The organism is Stutzerimonas tianxiuensis (assembly GCF_053470365.1).
In genome coordinates this window covers 40049-55150 of sequence record NZ_JBPVWS010000015.1, presented here as the reverse complement: position 1 = coordinate 55150, position 15102 = coordinate 40049, and the positions used below count along the sequence as shown (strand labels likewise).

The window sequence follows — 15102 nt, the reverse complement described above, 5'->3', positions numbered from 1 at the left end:
CAGGTGCCGGCCATCGCCCTCGGGCCTCGACTTGGGGTAATGTTGGGCCCCTCCAGCGCTGCTTCAGCGTTCATCCGCCTGTCTTCAACCTTCCCTATGCTCCGGCCACGACGGCGGTGCGTAGCTCATCATCGTTTGCGGTGCATACCTAAGGAGCCCCGATGTCCCGCTCGCAAGAGTTCTTGCACGGTTGCCGCGATATTCTGCCGCTTATCGTCGGCGCGATTCCGTTCGGCATCATTTTCGGAACCCTGGCCATAGGTGCTGGGCTGTCCGGCTGGCAGGCCATGGGCATGTCTGCCCTGGTCTTCGCCGGCTCGGCGCAGTTCATTGCCATCACCTTGATCACCGGTGGCGTTGGGGCAGCGGTGGTGCTGCTCACGACCTTCGTCGTCAATCTGCGCCACGCGCTCTACAGCGCCTCGATGCAGCCCTTCGTTCGGCACCTTCCTGGCCGTTGGCGTGTGCCGCTGGCGTTCTGGCTGACCGATGAAGCTTTCGCCGTGATCCAGCATCGATATGCGCGCGATGACGCATCGCCGCACAAGCACTGGTTCTTCCTCGGTGCTGCGCTGACCATGTACCTGAGCTGGCAGCTGGCGACACTGGCTGGTATCGCCTTTGGTCAAGCTGTGCCAAACGTTGCCAGTTGGGGCTTGGACTTCGCCATGATTGCCACCTTTATCGGCATCGCCGTACCCATGATGCGCACCCGCCCGCAGGTGGCATCAGCGCTGGTGGCAGCGGTCGTCGCGCTGTTGACCTGGGAACTGCCCTACAAGCTCGGTCTGATCGCCGCCGCGCTGGCCGGCATTGTCGTGGGTGTCTGGTTGGAGCGCCGGGCCGAGAGGCAGCTTCAAACGGAGGTGTGCTGATGCAGATCTGGCTACTTATTCTCGGAATGTTGGCGATCACCTTTCTGACTCGATTCAGCTTCTTCGCCTGGCCCAACCTGCGCTTTCCACGCCTGGTGGAGCAGGGGCTGCATTACGTGCCGGTCGCGGTGCTGACCGCCATCGTGGTGCCAGGAATGCTGATGCCAGCAGGCGAATGGTGGCTGGACTGGCGTAACGCCTATCTGCTGGCGGGCGTGCTGTCGATCCTGATCGCGGCCTTCAGCCGAAACCTGCTGGCAACTATCGCGGGCGGGTTGCTGGCCTTCTTTCTGTTGCGCTGGGCGTTCGGGCAGTTGCCGCTGTGACGTATCGCCCAGTCCGCGACACGCGCGTGGCAGTGCTGTGCTTTTGCCGGACCCTGGAGGCTCAAAGAACCAACATGTTTTCCATGGAAGCGGATCGATGACCAAGCCTCATTCCCAGTTCACTCTGTTCGGTAAGCGGCGCTTCTTGCCGTTCTTCCTGACGCAACTGTCAGGGGCCTTCAACGACAATCTGTTCAAGCAGGCGCTGATCCTGGCGATCCTCTACAAGATCGGCACGAATGCCGACAGCAGCCTGCTGATCAACCTGTGCGCGCTGTTGTTCATCCTGCCGTTCTTCCTGTTCTCGGCGCTGGGTGGCCAGCTTGGCGAGAAGTACGCCAAGGAGCGACTGATCCGGGCAATCAAAGCCGGTGAGATTTTCATCATGCTCGCTGGCGGCGCGGGCATGCTGCTCGGCAACCTGCCGTTGCTGCTGGCCGTGCTGTTCTGCATGGGCACCCAGTCCGCGCTGTTCGGGCCGGTCAAATATTCCGTATTGCCCAAGCTGCTCGAGGATCACGAGCTGGTCGGTGGCAACGCGCTGGTGGAGATGGGGACTTTTCTGGCCATTCTTGCTGGCACCATCACGGCTGGCGTCATGATGGCCACTGACGGGTATGCGCAGCTGATAGCAGGCAGCGTGGTACTGGTAGCGGTTGCCGGCTATCTCGCCAGCCGAGCCGTGCCTGCGACCGGTGCGTCCTTACCGACACTCGAGATGGACTGGAATCTGTTTCGTCAGACCGGCGCGATCCTGCGCATGGGCCTGGGACAGCGCCTCTCGGTGTCGCGCTCGCTGATTGGTAACTCCTGGTTCTGGTTTCTCGGCGCGACCTATCTCACGCAGATCCCGGCCTATTCGAAGGATCTGCTGCACGGCGATGAAACCGTCGTCACGCTGATCCTGACGGTTTTCTCAGTGGGCATCGCCCTCGGATCGCTGCTCTGCGAACGGCTCTCAGGACACAAGGTTGAAATCGGCCTGGTGCCGTTCGGTTCCTTTGGCCTGACGCTGTTCGGTCTGCTGCTGTGGTGGTGTTCGGGCGACTTTCCGCAGGCTGCAGTGCCTCACGACTGGCAAACGCTGCTGAGTATCGGGCAGGCCTGGTGGATTCTCGCCTCGGTGCTGGGGATCGGTGTATTCGGCGGGTTTTATATTGTGCCGCTGTATGCGCTCATTCAGTCGCGCACCGCTGAGCACGAGCGGGCGCGGGTGGTGGCGGCAAACAATATTCTCAATGCGCTGCTGATGGTCATTTCTGCGATTGTGGCGATCTTGCTGCTGAGTGTCGTGGGACTGTCGATTCCGCAGCTGTTTCTCGTGGTGTCGCTGATGAACGTGGCCGTGAGCGCCTATATCTTCAGCATCGTGCCGGAATTCAGCATGCGCTTCCTGGTCTGGTTGCTCGGCCACTCCATGTATAGGGTGCGCCAGCAAGGACTTGATGCGATCCCGGATGAGGGGCCGGCGGTACTGGTCTGCAACCACGTGTCCTTCGTTGATGCGCTGTTGATTGCCGGAGCGGTGCGCCGACCCGTTCGCTTCGTCATGTACTACAAGATCTTCCGCATCCCGGTGTTGAACTTCATCTTTCGCACGGCAGGCGCAGTGCCCATCGCTGCGCGACACGAAGACGAGGCGATCTACACCCAGGCGTTCGAGCGCGTCAGCCGCTACCTCAGCGATGGCGAAGTGGTGTGCATCTTCCCCGAAGGCAAGCTCACCACCGACGGCGACATCAACGAGTTCAAGGCGGGAGTCGAGCGCATCCTCGAGGCCAATCCTGTGCCCGTGGTGCCGATGGCCCTGCGAGGGCTGTGGGGCAGCTTTTTCAGTCGCGATCCGGATAAAGGCTTCTTCCGGCGGATCTGGTCGCAGGTAGATCTAGTCGCCAGTTCGCCTGTCGTCGCCAGCGAAGCCAGTCGTGAGCAGCTACAGGCGCAAGTCAGTCTGTTACGTGGCGACCGGCGCTAGGCAGCAAGTGTCTGCATTCAGGGCACCAAGGGTTAAGGCGTCATGCATCTCAGCGTGCTCAAGCAAGGGCATGGATCGCTCGCGTCGAGTCGGGGTCGATTAAGAGAACAGGACCGGAGATGAAGCATGGCCGACTTATACAAGACAGAAACCATCACACGTTCCGAGGTCGATTCGCTGGACGGGATAACAGTGCTCGACTTTGGCACCAATTGGTGCGGCCATTGCCGTTCCGCGGAGCCGCATGTCGAGCGGGCTTTGGCTGATTTTCCGCAGATCAACCACATCAAGATCGAAGATGGCCAGGGGCGGCCGCTCGGGCGCAGCTACCGCGTCAAATTGTGGCCAACGCTGGTATTCGTCCGCCTTGGGCAGGAATTGTCGCGGGTGGTGCGACCGACCAGTGCCGATGCGGTAAGGGAAGCCGCAGCCAAGGCTGCCGATCAGAGTTGATCTGAACCGGCATGTTAGGCATGGCAGCGGTTGATGGCGTATTGAAGATGTATGGCAGCCGACCGGAGGCCGGCTGCCATACGCATTACTGCTGAGTCACGGTGGCCATGTTGCCCGAACCCATCTGCGACACGATTGCAGAGTCGCCCATGCCGCTCTGGGTCAGCATCGCGTGGTTGCCGGCACCGCCTTGCATGACTTGCGCGAGATTGGCTTCGCCAGTCTGTGTCAGGCTGACCTCGTTGTCTGAGCCGTAGATCTGCTGAATGTCGGCCACGTTGAGGTCGCCGCCCTGCAGTACATCCACACGGTTGTTGTCGCCGTAGCTGGAGCCGGTCAGCTCGTTGCCATTTCCGGTTTGGGTCACCGTGAGCAGGTTGTCGGTGCCGTCCTGGGCGAAATCGATCAGATGATCGGTGCCTTCCTGAGTGACATAGGCCTCGTTGTATTCACCTGCCTGTCGCAGCGAAGCGGTTTGCATGCTGCCGTCTTGATCGACGATGGCATAGTTGTTGTTCCCGGTTTGCTCGGTGCTGGCGGTGTTGCCATCGCCTACCTGGAAGATGTCGGCGCTGTTGGCGGTGCCGTCCTGGTAGATCGATGCGGTCTGCAGCGAGCCGCTCTGGTCTATATAGGCTTCGTTCTGCAGTCCGTTGGACTCGATATCTGCGCTGTGATCGGTGCCTCCCTGCGTAACGGACGCGACCTGCAGATCACCTTGCTGGTCGATATCGGCGATGGAGTCCAAGACGTTCATCTGATAGACGGTCGCTTCGTTGCCGTTGCCTTCCTGATTGACCACGCCATCATTGCGCGCGCCGCCTTCCTGCCAGACCAGCGAGACGTTGTCATTGCCGACCTGGCGCTGCTCCGAAACGCTCAGCTCTGTGCTGCTCTGAATGGACTCGGCAAAGTTGTCGCTGCCGTCCTGGTCGATCACGGCGGTGCTCAGGTCAGCGGCGGTCTGTTCGGTGTATGCCGTGTTGAAGCTGCCCTGCTGGTACTGGCGGGCGGTGGCGCCGAAGGAGTCGCTCTGAACGATGCTCGCGTCATGGTTCTCGCCGTCCTGCAGCTGGATCGCTTCGGTTTGCTCGGTCGTGGTCTGGACGATGTCAGCGAAGTTCTGGTTGCCAGTCTGGGTTTGCACGGCATCGGACATCGTGGCCCCGGTCTGGGTCACCATGCCATCGTTGCCTGCCCCTGTCTGGGCCTGATAAGAAAGGTTGTCCTGACCGCCAGTCTGGGTGACTTCCACAATGTTGTCCGCACCGGACTGATTCTGTTCTGCGCTGTTGTCTGCGGCGTGTGCCTGGGTGGCCAGAATCGCGATGATGGCGGCTGCGAGGGGCTTGCACTTGAACATTTAATCTCTCCATGGATTTTGTATGCGTGTCGCTCCTGACTGGGCGGCTGCGCAGGTCTGCTAGGCGGCAGCTACTGCGAATCAGTCCTGGAACTTCATCAATCCTAGAAGTTGGTCGTGACAGATAAATGTCGATTCGCTTGTTTATCGACGCTTTTATGACGAGCGGTATGGTTGGGAGCTCGTGCAGAGGCTTGTTCCTAAGCTCTCTGTGGTGGACGGCCTCTATGCTTGGGCATCTGCCTCGGTATTACGCGGCGGGGAGTGGGTTGCGATTCGCTAGCGGCAGCGTCATGTCGCAACGCTTCAGCCGCGGCATTGGGTGGCTGGGAAGCGGCCGTATTGACTGGCCCTGCCCGCGGGGGGCATATCCCGCCAGTGCTGTTTGTATCCGACCGGTCTCTGTCGCCAGTCGTCCTGGTGCATTCAATGACTGAGCTTCAGGCCAAGCAGGCCAATGCAGATCAGCAGCACGCTACCCAGGCGAAGCAGGCTCATCGATTCGCCGAACAGGATGATGCCGGCGATCACCGTTCCCACTGCGCCCACCCCGGTCCACACGGCATAGGCGGTGCCCAGTGGCAACGTTTTCATGGCGAGCCCGAGCAGGCCCAGACTAGCGGCCATTGCCGCAATGGTCAGCAGCGTGGGAAGGGGACGGGTGAAGCCATCGGTGTATTTCAGCCCGACAGCCCAGCCGATTTCGAACAGGCCGGCAAGAAACAGAATGATCCAGGACATATGCACCTCGGCAGGACGGTGATTGGGTGGGGCCGTCCCCGGTGAGTGGTGCAGCCTGAGGTCGTCCTCAGCTGGCGCTATTGTCCACGATGCGATGGTCCGGGCAATGGGCCCGGCCCGGTTCGGCATATCAACGTGCGTCTAAGCCGCCAGTCTCAACCGGCGGCGCACAAGGCCGATCAGATGCCCTGCGGAATCTCCTCACCACCCAGCGCTTCGAACAGCGCCGGGAGGAACTCCTTGAAGGTCAGCATCATCAGCAAGAAGCTGGCGTCCTGCTGGCCGAGGTCGTCGTCGCCACCGTCCTGCTCGGCCTGATCCTGCAGCAGCTCTTCGAAGCGCAGACGCTTGATCACCATCTTGTCATCCAGCACGAAGGACAGCTTGTCCTGCCAGCCCAGCGACAGCTGCGTCACCTGCTTGCCGACTTCCAGGTGCTGTTGGATTTCATCGCTGGTGAGGTCCTGACGCTTGCAGCGCACCACGCCGCCATCTTCATGGGTATCGCGCAGCTCGCACTCGTCGAGGACAAAGAAGTCGTCCGCGGCTTTCTGCGTCTTGACCCAGTCGGTCATGGTGGCCGATGGGGCAATTTTCACGGTCAGCGGGCGAACCGGTAGCGAACCAATGGCTTCACGCAGCGTGGAAAGCAGATCTTCGGCGCGCTTCGGGCTGGAAGCATCCACCAGGATCAGACCTTGCTCCGGCGCGATGGCCGCGAATGTGCCGGACTTGCGAATAAATGCACGAGGCAGGAAGGCCTGGATGATGTCGTCCTTGAGCTGCTCGCGCTCTTTCTTGTAGACCTTGCGCATCTGCTCGTTTTCGATCTCGTCTACCTTTTCCTTCAGCGCGTCCTTGACCACGCTGCCGGGCAGGATGCGTTCTTCCTTGCGGGTGGAGATCAGCAGGAACCCCTGGCTGGCATGCACCAGCGGTGCATCCTCTCCCTTGCCGAAGGGGGCGACGAAACCGTAGGTACTGAGTTCCTGGCTGGCGCAGGGGCGGGCGGGCTTGGCGGCCAATGCGGTTTCAAGTGTCTCGACATCGAAAGGGATGTTCTGAGTGAGACGGTAGACGAGCAGGTTGCGAAACCACATGCGATGGAAACTCCGGTAAAAGCAAAGCGCGCATTATTCCCCTCTGGCGAACGCAGGCCAACCCTGCGCGGGAGCAATGCCGATGGAAACCACAAAAATGGCTCTTAAACAGAGTGTTTCCTAAGTCTTTGTAAGTTCTTCAATTTTTTTTTCAAAAGGGGGTTGCCAAGGTCCAGATCCATCTCTAGAATGCGCCCCACTTCGAGAGCAAACGGGTGATTAGCTCAGCTGGGAGAGCATCTGCCTTACAAGCAGAGGGTCGGCGGTTCGATCCCGTCATCACCCACCACTCGAGGTTTAGCGCAGCGGTAGTTCAGTCGGTTAGAATACCGGCCTGTCACGCCGGGGGTCGCGGGTTCGAGTCCCGTCCGCTGCGCCAAATTTGCCATCAAGGACCACTGAACGCCTTGATAGCTCAAAAAAAGCGACCTTAGGGTCGCTTTTTTTTGTCCTCGATTTTTCCCTTCATCTGTTTCGTCGTTTCGTGCGGCACTTCTGTGCTTTTCACTGTCTTTACCTATTAGCGCGGTGTGCTCGGTAGCCACTGCCCGAGCTCGCTGCTAAGCTCCGGCAATGTTTTTGCACCACTTCTTGGGTAATAAGGAAACAGAATGAGACCTCAACGTTTGGCGTCGGCGATAGCCCTGGTTGGCCTGGTCCTGGCGGGCTGTGATTCGGAAACCAGCGCTAAGCTGGAAACGCCGGCGCAGAAAGCCTCCTACGGCATCGGCCTGAATATGGGCAAGAGCCTGGCGCAGGAAGGCCTGGCTGATCTGGATTCGACAGCCGTCGCGCAAGGCATCGATGATGCGCTCGGCAAGAAAGACCAGCAGCTGACCGATGAAGAACTGATGGAAGCCTTCGCTTACCTGCAGACTCGTGCCGAAGAGCGCATGGTCGAGATGAACAAGGAGGCGGTTAGCGCCGGCAAGAAGTTCCTCGAAGAAAATGCCAAGCGTGAAGGCGTGAAGACCACTGAGTCTGGCCTGCAGTATGAAGTGATCAAAGAATCCGACGGCGCCCAGCCGGGTCCGGACGATGTCGTCACTGTTCACTACGAAGGCACCCTGACTGACGGTACGGTCTTCGACAGCTCCATCAAGCGTGGCACGCCGATCGATCTGCCTGTTGGTGGCGTGATTCCAGGTTGGGTCGAAGGACTGCAACTGATGCACGTAGGTGAGAAGTACAAGCTGTATATTCCGAGCGAACTTGCCTATGGCGAGCAGAGCCCGAGCCCGCTGATCCCGGCCAACTCCGTTCTGGTCTTCGACCTGGAGCTGCTGGGTATCAAAGACGAGAAGGCTGAGGCAACGCCTCCGCCGGAAGCGGTCGAAGAAGCTATCGAGGCGACCAAGGAGTAACTGCTCCGCGCCAACCAAACGCCCCGCAGATGCGGGGTGTTTTTGTTTTCAGAGTTGTCATGGTGTTCGAAATGGTTTGCGGGGCATGCCCTTTGTAGGGGCGAGCGTACCTGCGGTCAGTGTCTATGCCGTCGCGAAGCAAGCGTTGAGCTCGGTTCGCCAGCAAGCTGGCTCCTGTAGGCTGTTCTCGTACCGCATTACTGTCCTCTGAGGGCAAAATCTCCTGATGCTTTGAGGTCGACTCCGCGGCGTATATGGCCTGCCAGCAGAACGCGCTTCAGCGCCGCCCTGTAGGGGGAGCGAAGCGAATAACCTGGGACAGCGTCCCTGGTGAAAGTCCCGTGGATACCAAAAAGCCCCAGACAATCGTCTGAGGCTTTGATTTGGCTCCGCGACTTGGACTCGACTGCGCAGCAGAACGCGCTTCAGCGCGGCCCCGTAGGGGTGAGCGAAGCGAATAACCTGGGACAGCGTCCCTGGTGAGAGTCCCGTGGATACAAAAAAGCCCCAGACAATCGTCTGAGGCTTTGAAGTTGGCTCCGCGACCTGGACTCGAACCAGGGACCCAATGATTAACAGTCATTTGCTCTACCGACTGAGCTATCGCGGAACAGCGGTGCGTATCCTAATGATAACTAAGGGGAAGTCAACCCCTCGGCAGTTACAGGACCTGCACGATGGCGTCGGTTACATGGTCCAGATTGCCATGGTTCAGTGCTGCGGCGCAGATGCGGCCGGTGCCGATCGCGTATACGCCGAATTCGACGCGCAGCCGCTCGACCTGAGCGGCCGTGAGTCCTGAGTAAGAGAACATTCCGCGTTGTTTGGCGACAAAGCTGAAATCCTGCTTGGCGCCTTTTCCAGCCAGCTGGCGCACCATGGTCAGGCGCATGTCCTGGATTCGGGTGCGCATCTCGCCGAGTTCGGTCTCCCACATGGCCCGCAATTCCGGGCTGTTGAGCACGGCGGACACCACCGTGGCGCCATGGGTCGGCGGGTTGGAGTAGTTGGTGCGGATCACACGCTTGATCTGCGAGAGCACGCGGGCTGATTCGTCGCGGCTCTGAGTCACCATCGACAGCGCGCCGACGCGTTCTCCATACAGCGAGAACGACTTGGAGAAGGAGCTGGAGACGAAGAAGCTCATGCCTGATTCGGCGAACAGGCGCACTGCAGCAGCGTCCTCTTCGATATTGTCACCGAAGCCCTGATAGGCGATGTCGATAAAGGGTACATGGTCGTTGGCGCGGAGTACTTCGAGGATCTGCTTCCAGTCTTCCGGCTGCAGATCGACACCGGTCGGGTTGTGGCAGCAGGCATGCAGAACGACGATGGAGCGGGGCGGCAGGTTGTTCAGATCTTCGAGCATGCCGGCCCGGTCGATGCCATGGCTGGCCGCGTCGTAATAGCTGTAATTCTGCACAGGAAAGCCGGCGGCCTCGAACAGTGCGCGATGATTTTCCCAGCTTGGGTTTGTAATGGCCACGACCGCATCGGGCAACATGCGCTTGAGGAAGTCCGCGCCGATCTTGAGTGCGCCGGTGCCGCCCAGTGCCTGGGTGGTGACCACGCGGCCATCGGCAACCAACGTCGAGTCGGCACCGAACAACAGGCCTTGCACGGCCATGTCGTAGCTGGCGATACCTTCGATCGGCAGGTAGCCGCGTGGCGCGTTCAGCTCCAGCCGCGCCATCTCGGCGGCAGCGACAGCGCGCAGCAGGGGAATCCGACCTTCTTCGTTGTAGTAGACGCCCACCCCCAGGTTGACCTTGTTCTGCCGCGTGTCGGCATTGAAGGCTTCATTGAGGCCGAGGATCGGATCGCGCGGCGCCATTTCGACAGCGGAGAACAAACTCATGATGGGGAGGCTCGAAGAGAGGAGGTGACTGATGCAGCACCCTCGCTTCGCGCTGAGGGCGGTGCGCAAACGGGGCAAGAGTATAACGGGACTAGGCTTGCGTCGCGATATGCTAGGGCGGTTTTTCTGTCGGTTTAAGCCCAGCGGAGGCCGCGATTTTTCATGGCCTTGCCTGCTCGTCGCCCGAGCACTTGATATCGCTGGGCGAGCCCGCATTGAAAGGGGTTGTGGTTGCTGCGCGCCGCGTCGCCAGCAGCACGTTGCACGTCTGGAAACACCGTCCTAGCGGCTCGAATATTCATGTTTCGAGTCGTCTCGCTATCTGAAGAGGTCGATATGTCGCAGTTCGAATTGGTCACGCGCTTCAAGCCAGCCGGAGACCAGCCTGAAGCCATTCGGCAGATGATCGAAGGCATCGAGGCCGGCTTGTCGCACCAGACGTTGCTGGGTGTAACGGGGTCCGGCAAGACCTTCAGCATCGCCAACGTGATCGCCCACGTGCAGCGGCCCACGCTGGTGCTTGCGCCAAACAAGACGTTGGCAGCCCAGCTCTATGGGGAGTTCAAGGCCTTCTTCCCGAACAATGCGGTGGAGTATTTCGTCTCCTACTACGATTACTACCAGCCGGAAGCCTATGTACCGTCGTCCGATACCTTCATCGAGAAGGATGCGTCGATCAACGACCATATCGAGCAGATGCGTTTATCAGCGACCAAGGCGCTGCTGGAGCGGTCGGACGCGATCATTGTGACCACAGTGTCCTGCATTTACGGTCTGGGTAGCCCCGAAACCTACCTGAAAATGGTGCTCCACATCGATCGAGGCGATCATCTGGATCAGCGTGAGCTGCTGCGCAGACTCACCGGTCTGCAGTACACCCGCAATGAAATGGATTTCGCCCGTGCGACCTTTCGCGTGCGCGGCGATGTGATTGATGTCTATCCAGCCGAATCGGATCTGGAAGCGGTGCGTATCGAGCTGTTCGACGATGAGGTGGAGAGCCTGTCTGCGTTCGACCCGCTGACTGGCGAGGTCATCCGCAAGCTGCCGCGCTTCACTTTTTACCCCAAGAGCCACTACGTCACGCCGCGGGAAACGCTGCTGGACGCCATCGAGAACATCAAGGCGGAGCTGAAAGATCGCCTCGACTACCTGCGTAGCAACAACAAGCTGGTAGAGGCGCAGCGGCTGGAGCAACGCACCCGTTTCGATCTGGAAATGATCATGGAGCTGGGCTACTGCAACGGCATCGAGAACTACTCTCGCTATCTGTCGGGTCGAGCCTCCGGCGAAGCGCCACCGACCCTCTACGATTACCTGCCGGCCGATGCGTTGCTCGTGATCGACGAGTCCCACGTCAGCGTGCCGCAGGTCGGCGCCATGTACAAAGGCGACCGTTCGCGCAAGGAAACGCTGGTCGAGTACGGGTTTCGGTTGCCGTCGGCTCTTGATAATCGGCCGATGCGTTTCGATGAGTGGGAGGCAATAAGCCCGCAGACGATTTTCGTCTCCGCTACTCCGGGGCCCTATGAGGCGGAACATGCCGGTCGGGTGATCGAGCAGGTGGTGCGTCCTACGGGCCTGGTGGACCCGCAGATCGAGGTGCGGCCGGCCCTGACTCAGGTCGACGATCTGCTCTCGGAAATCAACAAGTGTGTGGTCAAGGAAGAGCGGGTGCTGGTCACGACGCTGACCAAGCGCATGGCTGAAGACCTCACTGATTACCTCGGCGACCACGGCGTGCGGGTGCGTTATCTGCACTCGGACATCGACACGGTGGAGCGGGTTGAGATCATCCGCGACCTGCGCCTGGGAGTGTTCGATGTGTTGGTGGGCATCAACCTGCTGCGCGAAGGCTTGGACATGCCCGAGGTGTCGCTGGTGGCGATCCTCGACGCCGACAAAGAGGGCTTTCTGCGTTCCGAGCGCTCTTTGATCCAGACCATCGGCCGCGCGGCCCGTAACCTCAATGGGCGCGCCATTCTTTATGCCGACAATATGACCGGCTCCATGGAGCGAGCCATTGGCGAAACCGAGCGCCGACGCAACAAGCAGATCGCGTTCAACGAGGCGCATGGCATCGTCCCGCAAGGGGTTTTCAAGGATGTGAAGGACATTCTCGAAGGCGCCACTGTGCCAGGCTCGCGCAGTAAAAAACGCCGTGGCGAGGCGAAGGCAGCAGAGGAAGCGGCGCGCTACGAAAACGAGCTACGCTCGCCGAGCGAAATCACCAAGCGGATTCGCCAGCTGGAAGAAAAGATGCTCGCCTATGCGCGCGACCTGGAATTCGAGGCCGCCGCGCAGACCCGCGACGAAATCCACAAGCTGCGTGAGCGCTTGCTGCAGGTTTGATGGCTGGCGCTCAGCGCATGTTCTGATGTGCCTAAGCCGGCGCCGCGGTGCGGGCTTGCAGTCCTGCTGCGTCAAGTTTATCTGCTCCTTTCCATGGCGCCCCCGAGGTCAGTGCGCGGCGCCACCCTTCATGTTCTCGGGCAGATGACGCGTCAGCAGTACCGCGACCATGCTGACCGCCAAGGCAATACCGACGAAGTGGAAGGCATCGTTGTACGCCATGATCATGGCTTGCTGATGCACGATCTCGCTGATTCGTCCCAACGCCGCCTGCTCGCTCCCCAACTGCTGGGTCAGCGCAGTCAGGCGTTCAGCCACCGCCGGGTTGTTCGGCACGATGGATTCTCGCAGGTAGTCAAAGTAAACCTTGCCGCGGCTGTCCAGCAGGGTGGCGAGCAGGGCGATGCCGATGGCGCCGCCGAGGTTGCGCAGGATGTTGAACAGGCTGGAGGCGGAGCCGGCATCCTGCGGCTGGATGTAGGCGGTGGCGATCAACGAGATGGTTACCATGATCATTGGCTGGCCGAGCGCGCGAACGATCTGGATCGGGTGGAACTGATCGCCGCCGAAGTCGGGATTGAGCACACCGGAGGCAAAGCTGGATATGCCAAAGAGGGCGAACCCCGCTGCGCAGAGCAGCTTCGGCGGGATGATCTTCATCAGCTTGGGCACCAGCGGAATCAGGAACAGCTGCGGAATGCCCATCCACATGATCACCTGGCCGATCTGCAGCGCGTTGTAGTTCTGAATCTGCGCCAGGTACAGCGGCAGCAGATAGATCGATCCGTAAAGCCCGAGTCCCATGCCCAGGCTGGCGATGCTGGTCAGGCCGAAGTTGCGCTCGCGCAGAATGCCGAGGTTGATCAGCGGGTTGGGGCGCGATAGCTGCAGGATCACAAAAAGGATCAGGCTGACCACGGCCACCGAGCCCAGTTGGACGATCAGGGTCGACTCCAGCCAGTCCTTGCGATGGCCTTCCTCGAGAAATACCTGCAGACAACCCAGCCCCATGGCCAGGGTGACGATGCCTGCGTAGTCCGTGCTCTTGAGCAGCTCCCAGTGCGGTGGCTTCTTTTCCAGGCCGTACAGCAGGCCCGCGATCATCAGCAGGCCGGGCGGCACGTTGATGTAGAAGATGTATTCCCAGCCCCAGCGCTCGGTGAGCCAGCCTCCCAAAGTCGGGCCGATCGAGGGTGCAAAGGTCGCCGTGATGGCGAACAGTGCCATGCCCTTGGCGCGGTGGTGGTCGGGCAGTTTAATCAGCGTCAGGGTGAAGGCCAGCGGAATGAGTGCGCCGCCGGTAAAGCCCTGCATTGCTCGAAACACGATCATGCTCTCGAGGTTCCAGGCGAAGGAGCAGAGCAGGGAGGAGATCAGAAAGCCAATCGACACCCATACCGCCAGCCGGCGTGCCGAGAGCAACTGCACCAGCCAGGCCGTCAGCGGAATCATGATGATTTCCGCGACCAGATAGGACGTCGAGATCCAGGAGCCTTCCTCCAGCGTGGCGGACAACGCGCCTTGGATGTCCTTCAGCGAAGAGTTGGTGATCTGGATATCCAGTACCGCCATGAACGCACCCAGCATGGCGCTCATCACGGCAATCCAGTCACGCCGGCTGGGCTCGCCAACCGGCCGGATCAGCGCATCAGCGGCCACGGATATCGATCTTCACATCCACCGACATGCCGGGGCGGATGCGGCCCTTGAGCGGGTTGTCGCTGGCGAAGGTCACTTTGACGGGGATGCGCTGAACCACTTTGGTGAAGTTACCGGTGGCGTTGTCAGGCGGCAGTAAGCTGAACTGTGCGCCGGAGGCGGGAGACAAGCTTTCGACACGGCCTTCGATAGGCGTATCGGGATAGCTGTCGAAGGTCAGTTCCGCGCGCTGGCCTTCCTGCATGGGGCCGATCTGGGTTTCTTTGAAGTTGGCCTGCACCCAGATCTCCTCGTCGGGAACGATGGACATCAGGTACGCGCCGATAGGCACATACTGGCCGCTGCGCGCCGACCGCTGGCCGACGACGCCGCTGATGGGCGAGCGGATTTCCGTTCGGCTCAGGTTGAGCTCGGCTTGCTCGATTTCAGCTTGAGCGCTGGCGATCTGTGCTTGCAGACGCTTGACGTCGGCTTCCAAAGCTTCCACCTGTTGGCGCTGGGCGGCCAGATCCGCTTCAGCCTTTTGCCGCTGGGAGCGGGCCACCTTTGCGTCTGCAGATAGCGTGCTGACGCGTTCTTCCGAGATGAAGCCGGGCTTACGTAGCGCTTCGACGCGCGACAGGTCCATCTGGCTGCGCTCGAGATTTGCCTGAGCCGCGCCGACCGACGCCTGGCTGGAAACAATCGTGCTGCTCTGCTGTGCCAGTCGGCTTCGCGCTTGGGCGAGTTCTGCCTCACGGATGGCGAGGTTAGCTCGGGCTTGCTCGAGTGCTAGGCGGAAATCGCCCGGTTCCAGCGTCACCAGCAGGTCTCCGGGTTTCACATGCTGATTGTCCTGAACGTGAACCTGTTCGATACGGGCAGGAAGCTGGCTGGAAACACGCGTGATCTCACCTTGCACATAGGCATTGTCGGTGTGCTCGTAGTAGCGGCCAACAAAGTACCAGTGAGCGAAAAAGGCAGCCGCCACCAGCAGGACCAGGGCAATGAAAATGAACAGTCGGCGTTTCAGCTTGGGGGGCATGTCGTCGCTCTT

General features: G+C 60.2%; 12 protein-coding genes and 3 tRNA genes. 8 read left to right on the top strand and 7 right to left on the bottom strand.

Annotated features, from left to right (window positions below; genetic code table 11):
- Window positions 1-161 precede the first annotated feature (161 nt).
- The 4 genes from ACSSNI_RS17885 (at window position 162) to ACSSNI_RS17870 (ending at window position 3629) form a co-directional block, all read left to right on the top strand.
- Window positions 162-875, top strand: a complete 714-nt coding sequence (locus ACSSNI_RS17885; RefSeq protein ID WP_200637864.1) for an AzlC family ABC transporter permease — start codon at window positions 162-164, stop codon at window positions 873-875.
- Entirely contained in the window at window positions 875-1201 is a 327-nt protein-coding gene (locus ACSSNI_RS17880; RefSeq protein WP_102834717.1) for an AzlD domain-containing protein, read from the top strand. Before ACSSNI_RS17885 ends, ACSSNI_RS17880 begins: the two co-directional genes overlap by 1 nt.
- 97 nt (window positions 1202-1298) lie before the next feature.
- Window positions 1299-3176 (top strand): MFS transporter, encoded by a 1878-nt coding sequence (locus ACSSNI_RS17875; RefSeq protein WP_448259850.1) that lies wholly within the window; start codon window positions 1299-1301, stop codon window positions 3174-3176.
- 126 nt (window positions 3177-3302) lie between these two features.
- Window positions 3303-3629, top strand: a complete 327-nt coding sequence (locus tag ACSSNI_RS17870; RefSeq protein WP_102834715.1) for a thioredoxin family protein — start codon at window positions 3303-3305, stop codon at window positions 3627-3629.
- 85 nt (window positions 3630-3714) lie between these two features.
- Here the strand turns inward: ACSSNI_RS17870 and ACSSNI_RS17865 are convergent, their stop codons facing one another.
- The 3 genes from ACSSNI_RS17865 to rdgC form a co-directional block, all read right to left on the bottom strand.
- On the bottom strand, window positions 3715-4992 hold the full coding sequence (locus tag ACSSNI_RS17865; protein WP_102834714.1) for a hypothetical protein: 1278 nt from the start codon (window positions 4990-4992) through the stop codon (window positions 3715-3717).
- 426 nt (window positions 4993-5418) lie between these two features.
- Window positions 5419-5733 (bottom strand): quaternary ammonium compound efflux SMR transporter SugE, encoded by a 315-nt coding sequence (gene sugE / locus ACSSNI_RS17860; protein WP_102834713.1) that lies wholly within the window; start codon window positions 5731-5733, stop codon window positions 5419-5421.
- 179 nt (window positions 5734-5912) lie between these two features.
- Window positions 5913-6833: a recombination-associated protein RdgC gene (gene rdgC / locus ACSSNI_RS17855; protein ID WP_102834712.1), complete on the bottom strand. Its 921-nt coding sequence runs from the start codon at window positions 6831-6833 to the stop codon at window positions 5913-5915.
- A gap of 213 nt (window positions 6834-7046) precedes the next feature.
- Between rdgC and ACSSNI_RS17850 the strand changes: the two genes are divergently transcribed.
- The 3 genes from ACSSNI_RS17850 (at window position 7047) to ACSSNI_RS17840 (ending at window position 8197) form a co-directional block, all read left to right on the top strand.
- Window positions 7047-7122 (top strand) — tRNA-Val (locus ACSSNI_RS17850).
- 13 nt (window positions 7123-7135) lie between these two features.
- Window positions 7136-7212: transfer RNA gene (locus ACSSNI_RS17845), tRNA-Asp, on the top strand.
- Between the two features lie 232 nt (window positions 7213-7444).
- Window positions 7445-8197 (top strand): FKBP-type peptidyl-prolyl cis-trans isomerase, encoded by a 753-nt coding sequence (locus tag ACSSNI_RS17840; RefSeq protein WP_178114585.1) that lies wholly within the window; start codon window positions 7445-7447, stop codon window positions 8195-8197.
- Between the two features lie 534 nt (window positions 8198-8731).
- Here the strand turns inward: ACSSNI_RS17840 and ACSSNI_RS17835 are convergent.
- Window positions 8732-8807 (bottom strand) — tRNA-Asn (locus tag ACSSNI_RS17835).
- A gap of 51 nt (window positions 8808-8858) precedes the next feature.
- Window positions 8859-10055, bottom strand: coding sequence for an amino acid aminotransferase (locus ACSSNI_RS17830; protein ID WP_448259846.1), 1197 nt, complete (start codon window positions 10053-10055; stop codon window positions 8859-8861).
- Between the two features lie 336 nt (window positions 10056-10391).
- Here ACSSNI_RS17830 and uvrB point away from each other — a divergent pair, with 336 nt between their 5' ends.
- Window positions 10392-12407, top strand: a complete 2016-nt coding sequence (gene uvrB / locus ACSSNI_RS17825; RefSeq protein WP_448259844.1) for an excinuclease ABC subunit UvrB — start codon at window positions 10392-10394, stop codon at window positions 12405-12407.
- A gap of 108 nt (window positions 12408-12515) precedes the next feature.
- Here the strand turns inward: uvrB and ACSSNI_RS17820 are convergent, their stop codons facing one another.
- Together ACSSNI_RS17820 and ACSSNI_RS17815 are read right to left on the bottom strand one after the other, a co-directional pair.
- Window positions 12516-14066 (bottom strand): MDR family MFS transporter, encoded by a 1551-nt coding sequence (locus ACSSNI_RS17820; RefSeq protein WP_448259842.1) that lies wholly within the window; start codon window positions 14064-14066, stop codon window positions 12516-12518.
- Window positions 14056-15090, bottom strand: a complete 1035-nt coding sequence (locus ACSSNI_RS17815; protein ID WP_448259841.1) for an HlyD family secretion protein — start codon at window positions 15088-15090, stop codon at window positions 14056-14058. The genes ACSSNI_RS17820 and ACSSNI_RS17815 overlap by 11 nt, the downstream gene beginning before the upstream one ends.
- Window positions 15091-15102: the final 12 nt, after the last annotated feature.

Excerpts from the sequence above, each read along its gene's own strand:
- ACSSNI_RS17815 (WP_448259841.1), bottom strand. The coding sequence starts at position 15,090 with ATGCCCCCCAAGCTGAAACGCCGACTGTTCATTTTCATTGCCCTGGTC.
- ACSSNI_RS17870 (WP_102834715.1), top strand. The coding sequence starts at position 3,303 with ATGGCCGACTTATACAAGACAGAAACCATCACACGTTCCGAGGTCGAT.
- ACSSNI_RS17885 (WP_200637864.1), top strand. The coding sequence starts at position 162 with ATGTCCCGCTCGCAAGAGTTCTTGCACGGTTGCCGCGATATTCTGCCG.
- rdgC (WP_102834712.1), bottom strand. The coding sequence starts at position 6,833 with ATGTGGTTTCGCAACCTGCTCGTCTACCGTCTCACTCAGAACATCCCT.
- ACSSNI_RS17875 (WP_448259850.1), top strand. The coding sequence starts at position 1,299 with ATGACCAAGCCTCATTCCCAGTTCACTCTGTTCGGTAAGCGGCGCTTC.
- ACSSNI_RS17880 (WP_102834717.1), top strand. The coding sequence starts at position 875 with ATGCAGATCTGGCTACTTATTCTCGGAATGTTGGCGATCACCTTTCTG.
- sugE (WP_102834713.1), bottom strand. The coding sequence starts at position 5,733 with ATGTCCTGGATCATTCTGTTTCTTGCCGGCCTGTTCGAAATCGGCTGG.
- ACSSNI_RS17865 (WP_102834714.1), bottom strand. The coding sequence starts at position 4,992 with ATGTTCAAGTGCAAGCCCCTCGCAGCCGCCATCATCGCGATTCTGGCC.
- uvrB (WP_448259844.1), top strand. The coding sequence starts at position 10,392 with ATGTCGCAGTTCGAATTGGTCACGCGCTTCAAGCCAGCCGGAGACCAG.
- ACSSNI_RS17830 (WP_448259846.1), bottom strand. The coding sequence starts at position 10,055 with ATGAGTTTGTTCTCCGCTGTCGAAATGGCGCCGCGCGATCCGATCCTC.
- ACSSNI_RS17840 (WP_178114585.1), top strand. The coding sequence starts at position 7,445 with ATGAGACCTCAACGTTTGGCGTCGGCGATAGCCCTGGTTGGCCTGGTC.